Annotated in this window: 19 protein-coding genes; 9 read left to right on the top strand and 10 right to left on the bottom strand. The window is 56.6% G+C overall.

Annotation, left to right across the window (positions count from 1 at the left end; translation table 11 throughout):
* Position 1: 1 nt before the first annotated feature.
* The 5 genes from BLL38_RS13890 to BLL38_RS13870 all read left to right on the top strand — a co-directional run bounded on the left by BLL38_RS13890 (position 2) and on the right by BLL38_RS13870 (position 4,405).
* A complete protein-coding gene (locus BLL38_RS13890; protein ID WP_076963058.1) occupies positions 2–1,300 on the top strand; it encodes a phosphatase PAP2/dual specificity phosphatase family protein in 1,299 nt (432 codons plus the stop codon).
* On the top strand, positions 1,290–1,733 hold the full coding sequence (locus BLL38_RS13885; RefSeq protein WP_076963057.1) for a hypothetical protein: 444 nt from the start codon (positions 1,290–1,292) through the stop codon (positions 1,731–1,733). The genes BLL38_RS13890 and BLL38_RS13885 overlap by 11 nt, the downstream gene beginning before the upstream one ends.
* Before the next feature lie 9 nt (positions 1,734–1,742).
* Positions 1,743–2,363, top strand: a complete 621-nt coding sequence (locus BLL38_RS13880; RefSeq protein ID WP_076963056.1) for a lysophospholipid acyltransferase family protein — start codon at positions 1,743–1,745, stop codon at positions 2,361–2,363.
* 1 nt (position 2,364) lies between these two features.
* A complete protein-coding gene (locus tag BLL38_RS13875) occupies positions 2,365–3,297 on the top strand; it encodes a phosphatidate cytidylyltransferase (RefSeq protein WP_076963055.1) in 933 nt (310 codons plus the stop codon).
* Between the two features lie 139 nt (positions 3,298–3,436).
* The gene (locus BLL38_RS13870) at positions 3,437–4,405 is read left to right on the top strand and encodes a bifunctional GNAT family N-acetyltransferase/nucleoside diphosphate kinase regulator (RefSeq protein WP_169866709.1); all 969 of its coding nucleotides are present in this window, start codon (positions 3,437–3,439) and stop codon (positions 4,403–4,405) included.
* Positions 4,406–4,500: 95 nt separating this feature from the next.
* Here the strand turns inward: BLL38_RS13870 and BLL38_RS13865 are convergent, their stop codons facing one another.
* Complete coding sequence (locus tag BLL38_RS13865) at positions 4,501–5,037, bottom strand: TetR/AcrR family transcriptional regulator (protein ID WP_242627612.1); 537 nt, start codon at positions 5,035–5,037, stop codon at positions 4,501–4,503.
* 212 nt (positions 5,038–5,249) lie between these two features.
* Between BLL38_RS13865 and BLL38_RS13860 the strand changes: the two genes are divergently transcribed.
* The 3 genes from BLL38_RS13860 (at position 5,250) to BLL38_RS13850 (ending at position 8,385) form a co-directional block, all read left to right on the top strand.
* On the top strand, positions 5,250–6,428 hold the full coding sequence (locus BLL38_RS13860) for an MFS transporter (protein ID WP_076963053.1): 1,179 nt from the start codon (positions 5,250–5,252) through the stop codon (positions 6,426–6,428).
* A 160-nt stretch (positions 6,429–6,588) separates the two neighbouring features.
* Positions 6,589–7,536, top strand: coding sequence for an alpha/beta fold hydrolase (locus BLL38_RS13855; RefSeq protein WP_076963052.1), 948 nt, complete (start codon positions 6,589–6,591; stop codon positions 7,534–7,536).
* 105 nt (positions 7,537–7,641) lie between these two features.
* Positions 7,642–8,385, top strand: coding sequence for a 3-oxoacyl-ACP reductase family protein (locus tag BLL38_RS13850; protein ID WP_076963051.1), 744 nt, complete (start codon positions 7,642–7,644; stop codon positions 8,383–8,385).
* Between the two features lie 366 nt (positions 8,386–8,751).
* Here BLL38_RS13850 and BLL38_RS30540 read toward each other — a convergent pair whose 3' ends face one another.
* Together BLL38_RS30540 and BLL38_RS13840 are read right to left on the bottom strand one after the other, a co-directional pair.
* The gene (locus tag BLL38_RS30540) at positions 8,752–9,144 is read right to left on the bottom strand and encodes a DUF6957 family protein (RefSeq protein WP_074321239.1); all 393 of its coding nucleotides are present in this window, start codon (positions 9,142–9,144) and stop codon (positions 8,752–8,754) included.
* A gap of 363 nt (positions 9,145–9,507) precedes the next feature.
* Positions 9,508–10,146, bottom strand: a complete 639-nt coding sequence (locus BLL38_RS13840) for an antitoxin Xre/MbcA/ParS toxin-binding domain-containing protein (protein ID WP_306474135.1) — start codon at positions 10,144–10,146, stop codon at positions 9,508–9,510.
* Positions 10,147–10,373: 227 nt separating this feature from the next.
* On the opposite strand from BLL38_RS13840, the gene BLL38_RS13835 reads away from it, so the two are divergent.
* The gene (locus BLL38_RS13835) at positions 10,374–10,922 is read left to right on the top strand and encodes a 3'-5' exonuclease (protein WP_038444646.1); all 549 of its coding nucleotides are present in this window, start codon (positions 10,374–10,376) and stop codon (positions 10,920–10,922) included.
* 28 nt (positions 10,923–10,950) lie between these two features.
* Here BLL38_RS13835 and BLL38_RS13830 read toward each other — a convergent pair whose 3' ends face one another.
* From BLL38_RS13830 to BLL38_RS13800, 7 genes are all read right to left on the bottom strand, one after another.
* Positions 10,951–11,433, bottom strand: coding sequence for a Mov34/MPN/PAD-1 family protein (locus BLL38_RS13830; protein ID WP_019334922.1), 483 nt, complete (start codon positions 11,431–11,433; stop codon positions 10,951–10,953).
* Positions 11,430–13,214 (bottom strand): HesA/MoeB/ThiF family protein, encoded by a 1,785-nt coding sequence (locus BLL38_RS13825; RefSeq protein ID WP_038444650.1) that lies wholly within the window; start codon positions 13,212–13,214, stop codon positions 11,430–11,432. The genes BLL38_RS13830 and BLL38_RS13825 overlap by 4 nt, the downstream gene beginning before the upstream one ends.
* Positions 13,198–14,448: a nucleotidyltransferase domain-containing protein gene (locus tag BLL38_RS13820; RefSeq protein WP_019334920.1), complete on the bottom strand. Its 1,251-nt coding sequence runs from the start codon at positions 14,446–14,448 to the stop codon at positions 13,198–13,200. The genes BLL38_RS13825 and BLL38_RS13820 overlap by 17 nt, the downstream gene beginning before the upstream one ends.
* Positions 14,448–15,614, bottom strand: coding sequence for an SAVED domain-containing protein (locus BLL38_RS13815; RefSeq protein ID WP_025992777.1), 1,167 nt, complete (start codon positions 15,612–15,614; stop codon positions 14,448–14,450). The genes BLL38_RS13820 and BLL38_RS13815 overlap by 1 nt, the downstream gene beginning before the upstream one ends.
* 291 nt (positions 15,615–15,905) lie before the next feature.
* A complete protein-coding gene (locus BLL38_RS13810; RefSeq protein ID WP_038444652.1) occupies positions 15,906–19,049 on the bottom strand; it encodes an efflux RND transporter permease subunit in 3,144 nt (1,047 codons plus the stop codon).
* On the bottom strand, positions 19,046–20,530 hold the full coding sequence (locus BLL38_RS13805; protein ID WP_019334917.1) for an efflux RND transporter periplasmic adaptor subunit: 1,485 nt from the start codon (positions 20,528–20,530) through the stop codon (positions 19,046–19,048). The genes BLL38_RS13810 and BLL38_RS13805 overlap by 4 nt, the downstream gene beginning before the upstream one ends.
* Complete coding sequence (locus BLL38_RS13800; RefSeq protein WP_019334916.1) at positions 20,527–21,783, bottom strand: TolC family protein; 1,257 nt, start codon at positions 21,781–21,783, stop codon at positions 20,527–20,529. The genes BLL38_RS13805 and BLL38_RS13800 overlap by 4 nt, the downstream gene beginning before the upstream one ends.
* Positions 21,784–21,809 lie beyond the last annotated feature (26 nt).

Raw genomic sequence — 21,809 nt, 5'->3', positions numbered from 1 at the left:
CATGCGCGAACCGGGCCTCTTCAAACCCGCGTTGCTGTGGCTGCTGCTGTTGGCGCCGCTGTTTTTCAGCACCTACGGCTTTGCCACCTGGGTCACCAGCCAGCGCAGCGATGTCGGCACGTTGGTGTTCGGCTGGGAAACCCATATGCCGTTCTGGGCCTGGACCATCGTGCCCTATTGGTCGATCGACCTGCTCTACGGTTTCTCCCTGTTGCTGCCCAACAGCCGCCATGAGCTCAAGCAACATGCCCTGCGCCTGCTCAGTGCCCAGGTGATTGCCGTGAGCTGCTTCCTGCTCTGGCCGTTGCGCTTCACCTTTGAACGCCCGGAAATGGACGGCGTGTTCGGCTGGCTGTTCGCGGTGCTGGCGGGGTTCGACAAACCGTTCAACCAGGCGCCGTCGCTGCATATCGCTTTGCTGGTGATCCTGTGGGTCATGTACCAGCGGCATAGCCAAGGCCTGTGGCGCTGGCTGGTGCATGGCTGGTTTGCGCTGATTGGTATCTCGGTGCTGACCACTTACCAGCATCACTTTATCGACTTACCCACAGGTGCCCTGGCCGGCTGGCTGTGTGTGTGGCTCTGGCCGGTGGATCATCCAAGCCCGCTGCTGAATGCGCGGCTGGCCAAAGACCCGAAACGCTGGCGCCTGGGGTTGCGTTACGCACTGGGCGCCCTGGGGCTGGCGATAGCCGCCTTTACCGGGGGCGGCGCCTGGTTATGGCTGCTGTGGCCTGCCGTCGCGGTGTTGCTGGTGGCACTCAACTATTGGCTGCTGGGCGCCGCAGGCTTTCAGAAACGCGCCGATGGCCGCCTCAGCCCGGCAGCACGCTGGCTGTATGCGCCTTATCTCGCGGCGGCGTGGCTCAACTCGCGGCTATGGACGCGCAAGCATCCGCAGCCAGACCGGGTTGTGGATAACGTGTGGCTGGGGCGGATTCCGACGCCAGCGCAGCTGAATTCATTCAGTGCCGTGGTCGATCTGTGTGCCGAACTGCCTATTTATCCACAGGGCCGCGCATACCATGCCCTGCCCGTCCTCGACCTGACCGCCCCTACACCTGCGCAGTGCCTGGAAGCGGCCCAAGCCATTGAGCGCTTGCGCGAACACGGGCCGTTGCTGGTGTGCTGCGCCCTTGGCTACTCCCGCAGCGCCAGCGCCGTGGCGGCCTGGCTGCTGCACAGCGGGCGCGCCAGCACAGTGGATGAAGCGCTGGCTATTATTCGTACAGCACGACCGGATGTGGTCCTGCACGCCAATCATCGTCAAGCCTTGGGAGCACTGCCTTATGCCCGCTGATATGCAACTCCAGGTGGTCGCCAGCCTGCTACGCCGAGGCCGCTCCCTGGATCAGTTATCCACAGGCCTGACCCTGCTCGGGGTGCTGTTTGGCCTGGCGCAATGGTTGATGGTCAGCATCACGCCGATCTGCCTGCTGCTGAGCCTGTGGATGATTATCCTCGGACTGCTGCAAAAGTACTGGGCACTACGGGTGGCCTTCGACGCCGATCTGTTTGCGCTGATGGCCAAGGACATAGAACGTACCGGCGAGCTGGACCAGACCCTACAGACCCTGGGCCTGCAACCCGCCAACCGCCCCAGCCGGCCCTGGACCGAACGCCGGCGTGGCGCCCTCAAGTTACTGCGCAAACAGGCTTACCTGCTGGGCGCGCAAGTGTTACTGACATTGGCCGTCATCCTGGCCAGCCCGTGGCTGCCCTTCGCCGGATAAAGAATCCTCATGCTCGAACCCCTGGTCGCGACCCTGATTACCTCCATGGCCCGCACAGTAACCGGCGCCCGCAGCCTGTGGCTGGGCTGCGCCCCGGAACCGGTGCAGCGCATCTATTTTGCCAACCACAGCAGCCACGGCGACTTCGTGCTGCTGTGGGCGTCGTTGCCGCAAAACCTGCGCAAAGCCACGCGCCCGGTGGCCGGCACCGACTACTGGAACAAGAGTGCACTGCGCCGCTACATCATCAACCGGGTGTTCAACGGCGTGCTGATCGACCGCGAACGCAAAGACCCTGTGGACAACCCGTTGCAACCGATGCTCGAAGCCCTGGAGCACGGCGACTCGCTGATCATATTCCCCGAAGGCACGCGCAACCTGGAAGATGGCCTGTTGCCTTTCAAGAGTGGCCTGTATCACCTGGCAAAAAGTTACCCACAGGCGCAACTGATCCCGGTGTGGATCGCCAACCTCAACCGTGTGATGCCCAAGGGCCGTGTGCTGCCGCTGCCGCTGTTGTGCACCACCAGTTTTGGCGCACCGCTGCAGCTTGCAGACGGTGAAGACAAAACCCTGTTTCTCGCCCGCAGCCGCGACGCCCTGCTCGCCCTCGCCCCGGAGCCTTCCTGACATGGATAGCCAAACCCTGATGTTGTTCGGCGGCATCGGCCTGATCCTGGTGCTCGCCTCGTTGATCGGCCTGATCCTCAAGCTGCGCACCCGTGGCACACCCAACGCGGTGATCGACAACCTCAACGCTCGCATCAATGCCTGGTGGGTGATGGTGGTGATGATCGGCATCGCCTTCTGGCTCGGCACCGGCGCGGTAATCCTGCTGTTCTACGCCGTATCGTTCTACGCCCTGCGCGAATTCCTCACCCTCACACCCACTCGCCGCAGCGACTACCCGGCACTGGTCGCCGCGTTCTACCTGGCGCTGCCCCTGCAATACCTGCTGATCTACTTTGACTGGTACGGCCTGTTCTCGATCTTTATCCCGGTCTACGTGTTCCTGCTGCTGCCCATCCTGGCCTCGCTGGGCGGCGACAGCACGCACTTCCTGGAACGAGCGTCGAAAGTGCAGTGGGGGCTGATGATCGCGGTGTTCTGCGTGTCCTTCGTGCCAGCGCTGCTGACCCTCGATATCGTCGGCTACGAGGGCCGCAACCTGCTGCTGATCGCCTACCTAGTGATCGTGGTGCAGCTCTCGGATGTATTGCAGTACGTGTGCGGCAAACTGTTCGGCAAACACAAGATCGCGCCCAACCTGTCACCGTCGAAAACCGTCGAAGGCTTTGTCGGCGGGATCCTGCTGTCCTCCCTGATCGGCGCAGCGCTGTGGTGGACCACCCCGTTCAACCCCTGGCAGTCCTTCCTGATTGCACTGCTGATCAACCTGCTGGGTTTTGCCGGCGGGATTGTGATGTCGGCGATTAAGCGCGACCGAGGCGTGAAGGACTGGGGACATATGATCGAAGGACACGGCGGGATGCTGGATCGGCTGGATTCGGTGTGTTTTGCGGCGCCGATTTTCTTTCATTTGGTGCGGTATTGGTGGACCTGAGTCACACCTGTCTAAAGGCTAACGGCGATCGAATGTGCGGGCTTGCTCACGAAAACGTAATGTCAGGCGCCATCTGTTCCAGGCTGTTCGGCATTACCCGCGTTATGTCTTAACATAGCCGGTTGCCGAAAGAACCGTCATGGCCATAGCCATGACAGGCTTCCATCCTTTTCGACTACAAATAAGTGTGCTGAAGATGAACAAGCCTTTCATTTCGCTGTGCCCTGAAATTACTCGGGCGCACGCGCTGACGCTGATGGATTGGTTGGAGGATGAGCGCGTCACCTGCTATCTGAGCGATTCGCGTCATGTCTCCCGCTCCATCGAGCAAGCCATCGATCGGACTCAATTGCCGATCCTGACCCATCTATTCAACCGGGGCGGTCGATTCTTCATGGCCTATGACCGGCATGACGCCCCGGTGGGCTTTGTCCGTCTAATCAAGACCGGCTCAGATTGCGAGATCGTCCTGGTCATCGGAGACAGCGACAAATGGGGCCGCAACCTTGGCGCCCGCACGATCCGCGAAGGCATGAAACTGGCGTTCCTCGACATGCGGGCCAAGAAGCTCATCGCCAAGATCCACCCGGACAACGCGCGCTCGCTGAAAGCCTTTCTGCGCAGCGGCTTTGTGCTTGAGAGCGAAACGCCGACATTGAAATCATTTTCCATGACGGCGGGGCGCTACCTCCAGTTCTTGCGCGAAGGCGCCTTTGGCGACTCCACCAGGATCTACATCACTGAAATCGACAAGGCCAGGCTCGAGAGCCTGATCGCGCTCGAGCAAGGCCCAGCCGTTATTGACCTCGAACATGAGCTTGAGCGTGCCATTGTCGTCAAGCCGCAGCAGGTGGCGTGCAATGTCGTCACGATGAACTCTAGGACTTTGCTGCAGCTGGACGAAGAAGAGATCGAAGTGGCCTTGGTCTACCCTGAAGACGCCGACAGCAATGCAGGGAAGCATTCCGTGTATTCCGACATCGGCGCCGCCATCCTCGGCTATCAGGAAGGGGACGCCATCGACTGGCGGATTTCTGATCGGACCCGCCGGATTGAGATCAGGAAAGTGCTTTACCAGCCGGAGGCTGCGGGCGATTTCCACCTGTAGCTCAGTGTTCGTCCATCAGGCGCGAGGTGCCCCCAAAGGACGGTGCCTCGCTTTCCGTGCCTGATGCGGACCGTCTGGGGCGACTGGCACAACGGCTATTCCTGCGGCCAGGCGCGCATCGCAGTATCGACCACCGAATACAGTTGTTCCCGGGGAACCTGGTCTCGAGCCTGGATGCTCAGGCCAAACAGGACAGTGGAATAGAACACCGCCAACTCTTCGATCCGCTCGACCGGCAATTCGCCATCAGTTGCCCCTTGTTCCAGGCGCTGTCGAAACAACCGGACGGACTCCTTGCGCTGCTGGCACAGGGCATCTCGTACGGCCTTGCTCTCCGGGTTTCCGGACAAGGCTGCCAGCACAATCAGGCAGCCACGGGATTGCTGGTGGGTACAAAGCATGTCCACCGTTTCACGCAATAACCCGGCTATGCCTTCCCGGGCGGTGGCGGCGTTGCCCAGGGAGCCCTGGTGGTCCGGGCCATGCAAGAACAGGTAATGCGCCAGCGCCTCGCGAAACAGAACTTCCTTGTTGCCAAATGCCGAGTACAAGCTGGGAGTGCTGATGCCCATGGCGCCGGTCAGCAGTGTCAGGGATGCGCCGTCGTAGCCGTACTCCCAAAAAACCTCCATGGCCAAGGCCAGGGCCTTCTCCCTGTCAAAGGTCCGAGGTCTTCCGCGTATAGCCATCAGTAGCGCCCTCTAAATATATAAATATCGATCGATACAAATATACTTGACGAGGATCTTTTTTCAATTAGCATAGCGATCACTACGTAAATCGGCGATGCCCCGCCTTGCGCTAACCGCTCCAGGGGGCACTGGATTCCATCGAGGGTATTATCGTGTTGCTACCCATTTCATTGCTCGCCTCGGCAGCCTTTACCATTGTCACCACCGAATTCCTGATCATCGGCCTGCTTCCGCCGATGGCACGAGACCTGGGGATCAGCATTTCCCAGGCTGGGTTGCTGGTAAGCCTTTTCGCTTTTTCCGTCGCCATTTTTGGTCCTTTCCTCACCGCTGCCTTGAGCCATGTCGAACGCAAGCGATTATTCGTCGGTTGCCTGCTGATCTTTGCGGTGTCGAATGCAGTAGCCGCGTCAGCCAATAACCTTTGGGTCATGGCGCTCGCGCGTTTTTTCCCGGCCCTGGCGTTGCCGGTGTTCTGGGCCATGGCCAGTGAAGCGGCAGCCCAACTGGCCGGGCCAGCGAAGGCGGGAAGGGCCGTATCGTGGGTGTTTTTTGGTGTGGTAGCGGCCACTGTGCTGGGCATACCTCTCGGCACCTTGATCTCGGATGCCTGGGGTTGGCGGACTGCGTTCGCGATCCTGGCAGTGATGTCCTTCGCCAAGGCCATTCTGTTGCTGTTGCTGCCACGCATGGAGGGGCATGCCGTCCTGTCGATGCGTCAGCAGGTCCGGGTGTTGCGCAGTCCCTCGGTGCTTGGGCATCTGCTGCTATCGCTGCTGGTTTTTACCGCGATGTTCACCACCTACACCTATCTGGCCGACATTCTCGAACGCCTCGCCGGATTCAATGGTGCGCTTGTCGGCTGGACGCTCATGGGGTTTGGCCTGGTGGGGCTGATAGGCAACTGGTTGGGAGGCAAGTTCGTGGACCATAGCCCGTTGGGCGCGACGCTGGTGTTTGCTCTGATGATGGCGGTCGGCTTGAGTTCATTGACGCTGGTCATCCATGACGCCTGGATGCTGATGGCCAGCCTGGTGGTATGGGGCGTTGCCCAGGCGGCCCTGTTTATCGTCGGGCAAGTAAGGGTCATGAAGTCCGCGCCACAAGCGCCGGCCTTCGCGGCCTCCCTGAATGTATCGGCTTGCAATGTGGGGATCGGTCTAGGGGCCGTGGCCGGGGGGCTGGTGATAAAGAGTGGCGGGTTGTCTCTGCTCGGTTGGGTAGGGGCTGCACTGAGCCTGGTGGCCGCGGTGGTTGCGCTGCTGCTTTTCGTCCTGTCGGATGACAAAAAGCCTGGTGTATCGACGGTTACTGTCAATATCGGACATTGATAAAAGAGTCATTGACTGGAACCCGTCAAGTTGTCGGTTCGATAAGGCAATAAATATAGGGAGCGACAAGTGTCTGTTGCAGCATTGGTCGGTCGTGTCGTTGGCGCTACAAACTTTCTGATACTGAAAGTTTTCAATTAAACACTAAAGAGGAAGTTCCATGAAAACATCTATTAAGGGTGTGCTGGCTGCTGTCGCCTTGAGTTTTTCAGGATGGGCCCTGGCGGAAACCGAGTTTCCGCTGCCGCCGGGATTTAAAAGTGAGTACAAGGAAGTCGATGGCGTGAAGATGCATTACGTTACCGGTGGCAGTGGCCCCCTGGTCATGCTGGTGCATGGCTTTGGCCAGACCTGGTACGAATGGCATCAATTGATGCCTGAACTGGCGCGCAATTTCACCGTGGTCGCTCCCGATCTTCCCGGGCTAGGGCAGTCCGAGCCGCCCAAGGCTTACTCCGGGGAGGACGTAGCACCCTATTTGTACAAGCTCGCTAAAAACTTCAGCCCGGATAAGCCTTTTAATCTTGTCGCCCATGACATTGGTATCTGGAACACGTATCCGATGGTGGTCAAGAACCAGGCAGATATTGCCAAACTGGTCTATATGGAAGCCCCCATTCCAGATGCCAAAGCCTATGACTTTCCGGCCTTCACGCCCGAAGGCGAGTCGCTGGTCTGGCACTTCAGCTTCTTCGCGGCCAATGGGAAGCTGGCTGAAACCCTGATCACCGGCAAGGAAAAGTTCTTTCTCAGTCATTTCATCAAGTCCCACGGTACGAATACGAGTGTGTTCACCGAGAAGTTGCTGGACCTGTATGCCAAGTCTTATTCCAAGCCACATAGCCTGAATGCCTCCTTTGAATACTATCGGGCCCTGAACAAGAGCATTGAACAAAACATCAAGTTGTCGAAAACCAAGTTGACGATGCCGACCATGGCGCTAAGCGGTGGTGGCCACGGTGGTATGGGGCAGTTTCAGATCGATCAGATGAAAGAATATGCAAATGATGTAGAGGGCCACATTCTTCCTGGCTGTGGCCACTGGTTGCCAGAAGAGTGCGCGGCGCCCATGAATGAGTTGGTGGTGAAGTTTCTTAATAAGAAATAAACAATCTATTCGTTCGCCGCAAAGTTTTATCCAAGAGAAGGCTGTTGTTGCTTCGGGAGATGTATTCAGCATGAAAAAGTTGATCTCAATAACTGGAGAGTTCCCATGAGTAAAAAATTGACCGGTAAGCGAGTCCTGGTCACGGGGGGTAGTCGTGGTATTGGAGCCGCCATTGTGCTGCGGCTTGCCGAAGAAGGTGCCGATGTAGCATTGACCTATGTGAGTCAACGCGAAAGCGCGGAAAAGACGGCCACGCTTGCCCGTGAACGGGGTGTCAGGGCCGTGGTCATCCAGGCCGACAGCGCCGAGCCGCAGAGTGTCATCGCGGCGGTCGAACAGACGGTCGCTGCCCTGGGCGGTATCGATATCCTGGTGAACAACGCCGGGGTGGCTGTGATAGCACCTATCGAGCATCTTTCCCTGGAGAGTTTCGATCAGGTCTTGGCGGTCAATGTCCGCGCGGTCTTCGTCGCCACTCAGGCGGCAATCAAGCACATGCCCGAGGGTGGCCGTGTGATCAATATCGGCAGTTGCAATGCCGAGCGCATGCCTTTCCAGGGGGGTGCGGCTTATGCCATGAGCAAGTCCGCCCTGGTCGGCCTGGTCAAAGGACTGGCCCGCGACCTGGGGCCCCGAGGTATTACGATCAACAACGTCCAGCCCGGTCCGGTGGCTACGGACATGAACCCCGAGGATGGCGAGTTCTCAGGGTTCATGAGAGAGCAAATGGCCTTGGATCGTTTCAGTCGCCCAGAGGAAATAGCGGCGTTTGTGGCATACCTGGCAGGCGAGGAGTCCGGTTTTATCACTGGAGCAAGCCTGACCATCGATGGTGGGTTCACCGCTTGATCGAGGGTGTCGTCCTGGTCCCTGCGATGCGCAGGCGGCTCTCGCCTCCGTAGCAGGGGGAGCTTAACGGCGCCGCCACGTTTGCGGCGCCTTCAACGTTCCCTGCGAAGGCGCCAGCGACAGATTCGTAGTTTCAGCCCTTGGTTGCCAACAACATAGTTTGACACAGCCCTTCTCGTAAATCGGGGCCTGTAGGATGACCCGGGATCCACACAACAGCAACATAGACTGACACAGACGGGTCGCACTTCAAATACGGGGCCCGATTGGTAACAACATAGATTGACACAACAGCGAGCGTTCATTCAGGCACGAAATATTATGTGAGCGCGACCGGTCACTCACCTGTGCGGAAATAGTCTTTTTTCAACACAGGCTCAGTGCGATGTCTAAATCCGTGCGCAACCTTCGACCGGTCCCCATCAGCACATAAACTGTGTTTTTTGTTCGAAATAAGCAGCCATGGGTGAAGGAAACACCCAGCGTTGTTCGGACCCAACCACCAGGCGGGAAGCGGCCTTTACTGTCTTGGATAACGGTCAAAGCGTAAACGAGAGCAGGTATTAGCTGTCTATCCGTAATGGCTTTTCGCTGACGTGTTGTAATGTCGAGATCCAATATTGCCCAATCAGCAACAAGACAATAGGCACGGGAAGGAAAATGCAGACTGGCGAGGGCCACAGCATCTGAGGTGGTGAGTTGGCACCCGTCTATTTTCTCACCCGCAGAAAGCACTGAGACAAAATCTGCCAGGTTCATTTGTACCTCCGGCCGATCAAAAAAAACTGATTCGAACGAGAAGCATCATTCAGCTTAGCTCCCCGCGACACACGAGGTTCCTATGCCGACCACTGGGCCATTTTACAGCTGGTCCGCCTTCTCCCCTCATCCCACTGAACGGGATGATTTCTATCTAGCTGTCACCAGATAAAGTGGTTTACGCCAGTACCCGGCTATGCCATTGCCGTGCTTGAACCTTACCTCGCGGTAGGTTCCGATGTGGGTGAAACCTAGTGCTTCATGGATGCCCGTGCATGCCGTATTCGGCAAGGCGACGCGGGCATAGGCGCATGAAATCCATGTTACTCAAGGAGCGGTAGAAGCCGTTTGGCTGCGACTGAATCAAAATGACATGCCCTCAGACACTTGAATCAGCATTTCTTCGACTAGATGTGTGCCAAAGGTTGTAGTGGCCACCGCCGATGGGCTTTCTCCTAAAAAACGGGCTTTGGGTTTGGAAAGCCATTGTTTGGCCTTCCCTTTGTCACCGAAGATCACCTCGGCCATGGCGCTAATATGTGCAAACCGGAACAGGCGATCGCTCTCATGCAACGTTAAAAGCTGATTGGCTGACAGTTTTGTTTTAAGCGTTTTGGGTTGAATGATTCTGTCGCGTTCTTCGTCGCTGAGGGTTCCATCATCACAAAGCATTTTTATCAGGCTGACCGAGAAGCCAGCTACTATCATGTCGTGAACGTCCAGATCCGAAGCATTGACAGAGATATGAAGAAGCGTCTCCAGACGCATGCGGTAAGCATGATAGACATCCTGACTCAGGACGCCAGCAAACATGGGCCGCACTGATATTGTGTTGTGCACGGGCGTCAGCACTAATGTGCCATTCGCTACCGTTAGCTCCAGGTCGTCCCCAACACCTAACCTCATTTGGTCAAGCAACTCTTGAGGCAGATCAATGATGATGTCGCCAGTTCCGTCCTCAGTTTTCTGGGATTTTACTATCCAACGCTCAGTTTCACTCATGATCGTCCGGCCCTCATCCGCCATCAGAGAATGACACACATCATCATGGTTGGGCCCAGAGCTGACCAAAGGAACGCGCAATCCGCTGGTAGACAGGCACTGCCGCTGCTCGAACGCCGGATAGCGAGTGAAACAGCAAAAAATGGGGCAATGGATATACCTGCCTTTCCACCTTCACATGGCTAAGAGCCTGAGCGTGATCAGTTAACTACACGAAAGGATATGACATGCACCCTGATGAGCTTTATGTTTCCGTCGACGTCGAGACTTCTGGGCCTATACCAGGCGAATACAGTCTGCTTTCCATTGGAGCTTGTCTTGTAGCCCAACCTGAAACGTCCATCTATCTTGAACTACGGCCTGACAGTCCGAAACACGACCCCGAAGCGCTGGCAGTATCGGGGCTGAGTCTGGAGAAGCTGGAGCGCGAGGGTCTCGCTCCGCAACAGGCGATGCTGACATTTGATCAGTGGCTGAGATCGTCCTGCCAAACGGGGCAAAAGGTCATTTTCGTAGGACTCAATGCACCGTTTGACTGGTCATTCGTCAATTACTACTTCCACAAATACCTAGAAACCAACCCCTTTGGTTTTACCGCTATCGACATGAAGGCCTACTTTATGGGCGCTGTAGGTTGCAGCTGGAAGGAAACAAAATCATCCAAAATGACCGCTGTGCTGAAGCCACTCAGCGAACCGAACCATAACGCATTGGATGATGCCCGCTTTCAGGCAGAGCTCTTCGCCCTAATGCTGGCGGGTAACTATAAACGCTGACCTGCCTTCCACCGCACTGACTTGAAGTTCATCTGACCCAGGTTGCCTCAACATATCTGCCGTCCCTGAACGACCACGCCTTGATACCTTCTGGTTTTTCGGACTTGCCGACAATAATGGCTATTGGGTGCGGCAGATCCTGCGTGTAACGTGCAGCAAATTTGGAGAAACTACCGATGTCTGCCGGAGAGATCACCGGAACGGATTGGGGATGCGTATGCCAATAGCCCACCAGGCGTAACCCTTGTTCGTTGGCAGCCTGGATCTCCTGACGGCACCGCGCCGCATCCAACTCTAGCCAAGACCAGCCTGACCGATCGGCGCGATGAGGCAACGTGGCCAAGGCCAGCAGCAAACCTTTCGGATCAACAGGGTTGACGAATAACTGTCCACCTCGCTCCACGCCAAAAAGGCCCTGCCGATGACTATCCAAGATGTCCGCGACCGCCTGGGACACCAATAGCTCGGAGTCCACCTCCGGCCATCGCCAGCGCCATGCGATATCCGTCATACCATTTCGTCCTTATCTTCCGGCCATCCGCGTTCGAGTAGGATTTGCTGCGTCCCCTCTGGCAGTTTGGGCCCATGGTATTGGCCTCCTAGGCTCAGCACATCTTCAGGCCTATAAATGCTGCTGACCCAAGATGCAGTGGCGATCTTGCCGGTCAATGCGCGTAAGGCCGTGTGCGACACCATAGAGGCGATATTGGTCATTCCCAGCGAGCCGCCTGGGATAAAGCTCTCGCCACACGCGGGCAGTGGAACAACACCGCCTCCCGGCCACTCTGTAAATCTATGCAAAAAATCGCCGACGTCCGTGAACAACTGACGGCCATCAAAGGTGCCGCCTGGTGCGAATAGAGCATGGCCGACCTGGGTATACGGTTCGCTCCAGGCTTGTAAAAGCCCCCAAGGAGCGCCGCTGGATTTGGTTCGCCATACAGTGACCTCCGACTGCCAGTCTGCTGTCGTGATCACCACCAGATCTGCGTTATCGAACACTTCTGGTTTGCTACTCATCACTACTTCGGCAAAAGTCGAATAAGCGGTGCATTCTGTCGTCGGAAGATCTAACAGAATCTTGTCCCTCAACGCTGAGGCTTTCAGCCTCCCTAGGCTATCCGCTCCCAGAACGTGCCTCCCCAGATTGGCTGACACCAAAGTGTCAGGATCGATGAGGGTAAGGTGGCCGACACCGGATCGTGCCAATTGTATTGCCACCGTACTGCCTAATGAGCCAACGCCAACACAAACGACTCGAGCATTTTCAAGGTGCTGTGCAGTGCCGCTTATATCGCGGGACAGGATGGACGCTCGATCAAGCACATCCAGGGCAGTTGCTCGGACGAGCGCCGGAGGATGAGCATTTGCGATAGCTGGCCGCCGGCGAGCTGTACGCAAGCCAAACTTTGCCCCCCGCTCCTGCTGTACACCGAGCGAACGCACATTGAGACAATATGTTGGAGCATCTGCGCCTCCTGGAAGCTCCAGAACAATCCATCGACTCGCCAACGTTCCATGCAGCTCAAACCATGCCAGCAATTGCTCGGCATCGTCTGGTTGAAGGTGTGGCTTTAGCCACAGCAATAAATCTTCTGGATCCGGGGTGCGGATATCCGGATAAGTCTGAAGCTTGACGTAAAAACCGGGAGTTTCGGCCGCACGAATGACAGCAGAGCGCCCGACGACCCGTCGGTAATGCCCTTTGAGTGCAGCTACATTCGATGCTAACCAAACCGTTTCCTGACCGGATGGCACAGCTCGGCGCGGATCGCTGAGCGCAAACAACTGCGAGGCAGCCTGAGGTCGATCCAACAGTAAGAGGTTCTGGAATGACTGCCCGTGCTGAAACGACCAGTAGGTAGTGATCTCATTCTGAAATTCGATATCGCGTGTTGCCTGGTTTGATCCCATCTTGGACAACGAAACGATCTGGGCCAAGCGAGCAAGGCTGTCCTCTACCACGACCTCCGGGGAGCCCATGATGGGGCGTTCCTGAAAGCCATGAAGGCAAAGCCCCGACTTAGTGGCATGCGGCCAAACCAGCCATGGAGAGGGTTCGACGTTCAGCCGCAAGAGCCCGCGGGGAAAGTTGGAGGGGAAACCTATACGCAGTCGCCGCTCCTGCCCCGTGTAATCGATGGGCAAGGGGAAGTGAAAGCACGCCGCTTCGTCAGCCCGCATGGGTGCGGGCTGGAGCAATGCATCGGCAGCATCCTGACCTAGGGTGTTACGCAGTGCGGCGATTCCGCGCTGCAATGGTGTCTTAATAGGATCAGCCAAGGCGTCCAACTGGCTTTACGCTCGACTGAGAGGTTCCGCCACCGCTGGCCCCTCCGAAGAGCGAACCCATCGAAGCAGAGTTTCGAGTAGTGCCATCCGGTCGACCGGGCATCGTCCAATTCGCAGGGATTTCATTGTTCACTGCCGTGATGAACGCCGGCGCAATACCGAAGTTCTTTTTCACTGCCTCGGCAAAGGAGTCATTGGATTCAAAACTTTCCAAACCTAATGACACAGATGCACTGGCGTCCGCATGCCACTTGGCGAATGCCTGACGGTAGCCTTGCCCCTCGCCCGGTCGATTCCACTTCTCTGCAAAGTTTTCGCCGTTATCGGCAGGGTTGCAGACATAGCAGTCGCTACCTCTATGCGCGATGTGCTGCGGCATTCTGCGAACGATTTCCAAAATTGCATCGAGCGGTGCCAGAGGCTTCGACTGCGACTCCTTTACGACATCCAGGTATGCGTGCGTGGCTAGAGTGGTGATGACCGCAGATATTGGGCGAGTATCAGCGCTCCTTGTCTTGATGGCCCATTCATCGCGATGCCGCTTGAGCAGCTTAATGGTCGCACGCAGGGGATCTTGATCGATGTAATCCTGATAATGCGGCAAAGGATCTTGGGTCGCGGCATCAAGCATCCGCTGGCTTTTGGCAACCACTAAGCTTTCCAGAGAGATTTCCTGGGCGGAAGCGACCTGCAACCAATTCGAGTAAGGAATAGGGCTGCTCGCTTTCCATCCTGTGACTCGATCCGGAACCTCAAGCTTACCCTCGCCGTTTGCTTCGCCATTTCCGTTGATCGCCCGGGCAGGTGTGACATCGATGTGGAAACCTGGATTTTCGTCTGCATAAACGATTCGAATACCACGACGTAGTTGCTTAACTTCTTCCTGAACGCGGGAGCCTTCCCTAAAACGCTGCTCAATCGCCTCTAGAACTTCCTTCGCACCAGCGCCTTGAGCGTGAGGGAGCCAGATAATCGCGTCCGCATCAATGGTGTCCAGATCCGCAGGCGCGCCGGGAATTGGCTTAATGGTCGTTTTCAGCCGCATTGAGCCCTGAACGAAAATATGAGCCTCAGCGAGCAACGGATTGTCGGAAGCCGAGAGGATTTTTTCCAGTTGGGAGTAGCGGTCATTGATTTTTTCGTACTGCGCTTCCGACAGCGAGATCTCCCGCGCGGCGCGAAGCAGAAAATATTCCCAACTGCTGCGCTTGGTCTGTTCGTTGCTCAAAAGCATTACATAGCCTCCTGGGCCACGGGACCCAATTGCAGTGTTTGCGTAAACCGATCTTGGTTTTCTTTGTCCCGATCGAAGATCAGGTATGTATGTTGATGCTGTGTTGTGAGCAACGCGCCAAACTCGATGGCCAATGCCGCAGGAATGGCGGCGAAGACGTGGATGGGGTCAGGAGTCAGAGCCTCAAGCTGGCTCAGTCGTATTTGAAGTGCGTCGCGAAAAGCATGAATCACCCGACGGTTCTGTACCATCGCGTAGCTTGGTTCTGGGATCGACAGCTCTGCAATACGTGCACCGGGTAGAGCGTCGGTCACGTCGCGTACTGGAACTTGCGCAGAAATGGAGAGCACCAACGCCAGTGGGCCATCGCCGTTGGGTGGAGGCGTAAACAGAAAACTAGGCGGCTCAGCAGACTGATCGGGCCAGCGCAAAAGATGCTCGCGATGAAAAGAGAAGATCAAGCGTTTGGAACGGTCGCCGATACTCTGGCCCAACATCATCAAGGCCGGAATGTCGGCCAAGCCGACTACTGCTAGCGCGGGCGAATCGCCATAAGTGCCGCCGCGACGCTTGAGTTGCTGCTCCAGCTCATACTGGACGCTGTCTTTGACGTTCTGCCAATAGGTAGTGTCCCTGCCACGTGGTCCGGGCGCAGCGAAGGCGATTTTGATGCCTTGATCGAAGGCGGTTAATCCCTCGGCGGACATCGCAGTCAACAGATCGCGAACGGGGATATCGTTGATCGTCTGAAAGTGCTGACTCTGGACGATGAGAGGAATGGCTCTGCCACCATCGGGGGTCGTTGCGGCGAGTCGGATGCGTTCAAGGTACGCTTGGTGCAAACCGCTCAGATCATTTTCAGGGTAGCCATCTGCGTCACGATCAATTTTGTCATGACAGCCTGGGCACAGGAGCATCAGGTTAGCAGTATCGTTAGTGTGCGCCTCAGCATCATGATCCGCGCGTCCCCGAGGCCCCTTGGGACTGGCGGGTAAGATATGCGCCACTTCGCCCCATTTCATTGGCTTGCCGGCACGATAGTCGAACGTTAGATCCGTACCGCACAGTTCACAATGACCAGCGGTCTGTGTCCATACGATCCGCTTCGTCTCATCATTCGTGTTAAAGCGCCCGCTCGCGGGCTTAGCGTCTTCTTTTTCTGCCATTTCGACCGACCCCCGAAAAACATCCATGATTGAAAACGATGATGGCAAGATAAGATCATATTAGGGTCATTCGTCCCGATTTCAAGAGAGATCTGAGGGTGACGAATGCTGAGTCGCCTTTTAGCAGGATGCTTTTTTGGCTCATCGAAAGGCGGTGGTGGCGGCGTTCGTTTTCTGGCAAGTGCTGGTGGGTAATGGCACTGACCACAGCGTATGTAGGACTGATGAAAACGAGCTGCGCAGCTCAAACGAGGCTGCAAGCGCAGCCCCTTTCGTATGCGTTTTTACGCGTCAGTGCTTGCCAGGCTCAACGGACAAGTGTCGACGACGCATGAGGTGATAGGCCGCCGGGATCACAAACAGCGATAGCAAGGGTGCCGTAACCATACCGCCAATCATCGGGGCGGCAATGCGGCTCATAACCTCGCTACCGGAACCGCCTCCCAAAAGTATAGGTAACAAACCAGCGATAACCACTGCCACGGTCATAGCCTTAGGTCGAACGCGCTGGACAGCGCCTTCACAAATCGCGGCCATCAACCCGCGTTCTGTGTTGTCACCGAGGTCTTGACGCTCGGTCCATGCATTTTTCAGGTAGAGCAGCATGATCACGCCAAATTCGGCAGAAACACCGGCCAAGGCGATAAAGCCGACCCCGGTGGCAACCGACAGGTTGAATCCCAACAGATAGAGAAACCATGCCCCGCCCGTGAGAGCGAATGGCAGCGTGGCCATAATCAGCAAAGCCTCATCAAGGCGTGCAAATGTCAGGTAGAGCAACACGAAGATGATCAACAGCGTGGCAGGCACCACCAGTTTGAGTCGTGCGTTGGCCCTTTCGAGAAACTCGAACTGACCTGAGTAGCTCAGGCTCATGCCGGGCTGCAACTTGACCTGCTCACTGACGACCCGGCGTAGATCGGCGACTACGGAGGCAATGTCCCGGCCACGCACATCGATGTACACCCAGCCTGAAGGCCGTGCGTTCTCACTCTTGAGCATTGGCGGCCCGTCGTTGACCTTGATCTTCGCCACGGTGCCAAGGGTGATCTGGCTGCCTAGCGGGGTGTAGATCGGCAACTGCTCCAAAGCGCCGAGCGAATCCCGCCACTCACGAGGGTAACGTACGTTAATTGGGAAACGAGCCAACCCTTCAATCGTCTCCCCGACGTTTTCACCGCCGATTGCGCCGGCCACGATTGATTGCACATCGGCAATATTTAACCCATAGCGTGCCGCAGCTTTGCGATCGATATCCACATCAATATAGCGGCCACCGGTCAGTCGTTCGGCTAACGCTGAACTGACACCTGAGACGTCCTTGGCAACACGCTCGATGGCTTGGGTGACGGCATCGATCTCCGTCAGGTTGGTACCGGCAACCTTCACGCCAATCGGGCTTTTTATGCCGGTGGCCAGCATGTCGATACGGTTACGAATAGGCGGTATCCAGATGTTGGTTAATCCTGGGACACGCACCACTTGTTCTAGCTCCTCAACGAGCTTTTCCTGGGTCATGCCTGGGCGCCACTGTTCGCGTGGTTTGAATTGAATGGTGGTCTCGAACATTTCCAACGGTGCCGGGTCAGTCGCGGTTTCAGCGCGGCCGGCTTTTCCGAAAACATGTTCGACCTCTGGAACTGTCTTTATCAGACGGTCAGTCTGCTGAAGCAGTTGCGCGGCCTTCTGCGCCGATAATCCAGGCAGAGCTGACGGCATATAGAGCAGGTCCCCTTCGTCCAACGGGGGAAGAAACTCACCACCCAGACGAGAGATCGGCCACAACGCGCTGACAAAGACTAGCAATGCAACCAGCAGCGTTACTTTAGGTCGACGTAATACGGCGTCCAGAGCGGGCTCGTAGATCCGGATCAACCAGCGATTTAGCGGATTCTGTTGCTCATTAGGAATTCGTCCGCGAATCCAATACCCCATCAACACCGGAACTAGAGTTACCGACAGTCCAGCCGCTGCGGCCATAGCGTAGGTTTTGGTGAACGCCAATGGACCGAATAGACGTCCTTCCTGAGCCTCCAGCGTGAACACCGGAATGAACGACAGGGTGATGATCAGCAGACAGTAGAACAATGCGGGTCCTACCTCGGCAGCCGCTTCAGTCATCACGTGCCAATGACGTTCACCTTTCAGTTCCTCCCCAGGATTAGCCACGTGCCAAGCCTCGACCTTCTTGTGGGCGTTTTCAATCATCACCACGGCAGCGTCGACCATGGCGCCGATGGCGATGGCAATCCCGCCAAGGGACATGATGTTGGCGTTGATACCCTGATAGCGCATTACGATGAAGGCGATCAGCACCCCAACCGGCAGGGAGATGATTGCCACCAGAGATGAACGCAGGTGCCAGAGAAAGATTCCGCAGACCAACGCGACGACGATGAACTCTTCGATCAGCTTGTGGCTGAGGTTTTCCACGGCACGATCAATCAACTTGCTGCGGTCGTAGGTGGTGACGATTTCTACCCCCGCCGGCAGACTGCTTTTCAGCTCGTCGAGTTTGGTCTTGACCGCCGCAATGGTTTCTCGAGCATTCTTACCGCTGCGCAGAATTACAACGCCGCCGACGGTCTCACCTTCGCCATCGAGTTCGGTGATGCCTCGACGCATCTCAGGCCCCATCTGAATCGTGGCAACATCGCCCAGAGTGACCGGCACACCACCCGTGCCCAGTTTGAGTGGGATAGCACGAAAGTCATTGAGGGTCTTCAAGTACCCGGAAGCCCGCACAATAAACTCGGTCTCCGCCATCTCCAGCACCGCCCCACCAGTTTCCTGATTGGCCTTGCCGATCGCCTCGGTCACTTCAGACTGCGTGATACCCAAGCTGGCCAGCTTCACCGGATCAAGCTGCACCTGGTACTGCTTTACCATGCCACCCACCGTGGCCACTTCCGCAACGTTCGGTAGGGTCTTAAGCTCGAATTTAAGGAACCAGTCCTGCAAGGCACGTAACTGCGCCAAGTCATGCCCGCCGCTTCGGTCTACCAGGGCGTACTGGAAAATCCAGCCAACCCCAGTGGCATCAGGTCCTAAAGCGGGCTTGGCACTGGCCGGAAGCCGGCTTTGTATCTGGCTCAGATATTCCAATACGCGCGAGCGAGCCCAGTACAAGTCAGTTCCGTCTTCGAATAGTACGTAAACGAAACTGTCGCCAAAGAAGGAATAACCGCGCACAGTCTTGGCACCAGGCACAGAGAGCATGGTGGTTGCCAATGGATAGGTGACCTGGTTCTCTACGATCTGTGGGGCTTGGCCTGGATAAGGTGTACGGATAATTACCTGAACATCCGACAGGTCTGGCAGTGCGTCAATGGGCGTACTTTGAACCGCCCAGATCCCCCATGCCGTGACAAACAGCGTCGCCAGCAACACAAGAAAGCGGTTAGCCACCGACCAGCGAATAAGGGCCGCGATCATGGCTGGGTCCCAGAGCGTTCCAGACGCTCAACGCGCAGACCATCTTCCGTCTGGCTGACAGCGATCCGAACCTTGTCGCCCGTTTTAAGATCCTTCATCAGAGCTGGAGCGGCGAGAGGGAAAGTCATCGTCATGCCTGACATACCCAATGTTCTGAAGGGACCGTGGGCGAGCGTGACTTCTTTGTCGTTGATCTCAACGATCTGACCATCGGCCTCATGCAAAGCGCCTGCGGTTACAGTAGATGGCGAAACGTCCAGTGAGCTTGCGACAACGCCCTTGAGACTGGCCTCCGAGTCGAGAAGGAACTGGCCAGAAGTCACCACTTTTTGCCCCTCTTCCAAGCCTTTCAATATCAGCGTTTTGCCATCGTTATCTTGGCCTAACTGCACCTCCACCGGGCGATATCGACCAGCGTCTTCAGAGAGCATGACCAACGTACGTCGACCGGTACGAATGACGGCCTCGCTCGGCACCCACAAAACACTTTGCTCCGTCGAACGATTGAGACTTACCTGCGCGGTCAAACCTGGCCTGAGTCGGCCATCCGGATTGGGTAACTCAACTCGAACGCGAAGTGTGCGACTGTCCGAACTGGTTTCCGGAAGAATCGCACTGACGACGCCCTTGAGCACAACTCCAGGGAGCGCGGACAAACGCGCTTCGGCTGCTTGCCCTACAACGATTGACCCAGCCTCCGACTCTGGTACCGCCACGGCCAGCCAGACACTGCTCAAACCATTAACACGCGCGAGCGTCTCGCCTGCGGCCACCGTCATACCTTCACGCACACTCAGCTCTTGAAGCACACCACCAATAGGGCTGGTCAGAGTCAGGTTCGGTTGAACTTTGCCACTGCGCTCAACTTGAGCAATTAACTTAGTTGGCATTCCGGTGAGCCTCAATCGCTGGCGGGCCGCTGTCAGCAAGTCAGCATCGCCACTACGCTTGAGGGCGAGAAATTCCTCTTGAGCAGCTGCCCAATCCGGCACCAAGATATCTGCCAAGGCGGCATTCACTTTCAGCACATCACCAGGTGCATGGGCGTACACGCGCTCGACAAAACCCGCCGTACGGGCCTGAATGACTGCAACGTCCCGTTCGTTGAAGGCCAGAACACCTACCACGTTCAGTGTCGAGGCAAATACCCCTCGACTGACACTAGCCAGTCGCACACCAAGGTTCTGAGTCAGGCTTGGATCAATTCGAATGCCGCCGCTGTCCCCCTTGGTATCTGCGTATTGGGGGATCATCTGCATGTCCATGAAGGGTGACTTACCCGGTTTATCGAATTTCTGTTGTGGGTACATGGGGTCATACCAATACAGAACCTTTCGATCAGGAGAGGCTTTGGCTTCCTGATCCGGCTCGACACCAGCTACTTCGCTCATTCGCGGTTGGGCTAACCAGTAACCTCCGGCAACACCCAAGGCAATCGAGATGCCGACAACTAAAGTCCCTTTCCATACTTTGAAATTCATTGAGCGGGCTCCCCGTAAGAGAAATACAGGCGAGCGCTGGTGAGAGCACGTTGCTCTTCAACGTCAATCTGCTTGAGACGGGCTTCGATGAGTTCGCGTCGGGCGGCCACAACCGAGTTCAAATCACCTTTGCCGGAACGGTAGCTAGCCATGGTGAGTTCAACCTTTTCTTTAGCCAGCGGCAACAAGCTTTCCTGATTACGGTTGACTGCACGATTGAGTCGCTCGTAGTCGGCCAACTCATCCTCCAGTTGCTGGGTATGCTCGCGCGACAGAGCTTCCCGCTCAGCCTCAAGCTGGTTGAGTTCGGCGTGCTTTGCCGCAATTTTGGGGTTTTGCCGAGAGTCAGGAAACAGCGGGAGATCCCATGAAAACTGGACGCTAACCATGTCACCGAATTGTTTGCCTCGATGCTGATAGTCGAATTCCCAGCTCCAGTCAGATTGCTTTTCCGCCTCAGCTTCACGGATCTTGGCTTGTGCTTCACGGGTCATCGGCACATACGCCGCCAATTCAGGGTGATGTTGCAGCTTATGGGAGTATCCAGAGGTTTCAATGGGCCAATCAGGCAAGCTGCCCGCCGGTTTGTCATTGGCAGCTGGGCCAATCCAGCGCTTGAGGGCCGCCCGGGCCTGTGCACGTTGGCGAACTAAATCATCCTGCTGCTCCGCCAGTTGGGCAGCTTCCTGTTTAGGTGTCACCGCATCGGCGGGTTGGGCGCGGCCACCCGCAATCTGAGATCTGACGGTATCGGTCAGAAGACGGTTTTCTTTGTAGAAGTCCTGGAACATCGCATCTTTACGCTCAACCGAGTAGCTACTGATCCAGGCCAATGCCGTGGACTGTCGGACGTTCAGACGCGCCACTCGACGCTCAGCGGACGCTCGATCAACAGCCGCATCCGCGACCTCGATACGTGCTTTGCGCTTATCGCTGTTGGGCATCTCCTGTCTGACCCCGACCATTTGCATGGTCATGAAGTCCTGGTCGATGCTCCATCTGTCGGCACCACCAATGGGGTAGTTCTGCACGCCCAGCAGTAGCTTGGGATCGGGTAGTTCGCCAGCGGGAATGGCCGCACTGGTGGCTGCTTGAATTTTGGCGTCTTGTGCGGTCAACGACGGTGCATTGTTTTCGGCCAGCCGCAGCGCTTCATCGAGTGTCAATGCACCAGCAAGGCTCGGCAATGCCAGTACGCTTGCCGCCAGGCCGGCCACGAGGGACCAACCTGTGCAAAAGCAGTTGGAGTTCATGTTCACGATTCCTGTGATGATCCACC

Source organism: Pseudomonas gessardii (assembly GCF_001983165.1).
GTDB lineage: Bacteria > Pseudomonadota > Gammaproteobacteria > Pseudomonadales > Pseudomonadaceae > Aquipseudomonas > Aquipseudomonas gessardii.
The sequence above is the reverse complement of the archived record's forward strand: the minus strand, read 5'-3'. Positions and strand labels throughout refer to the sequence as shown.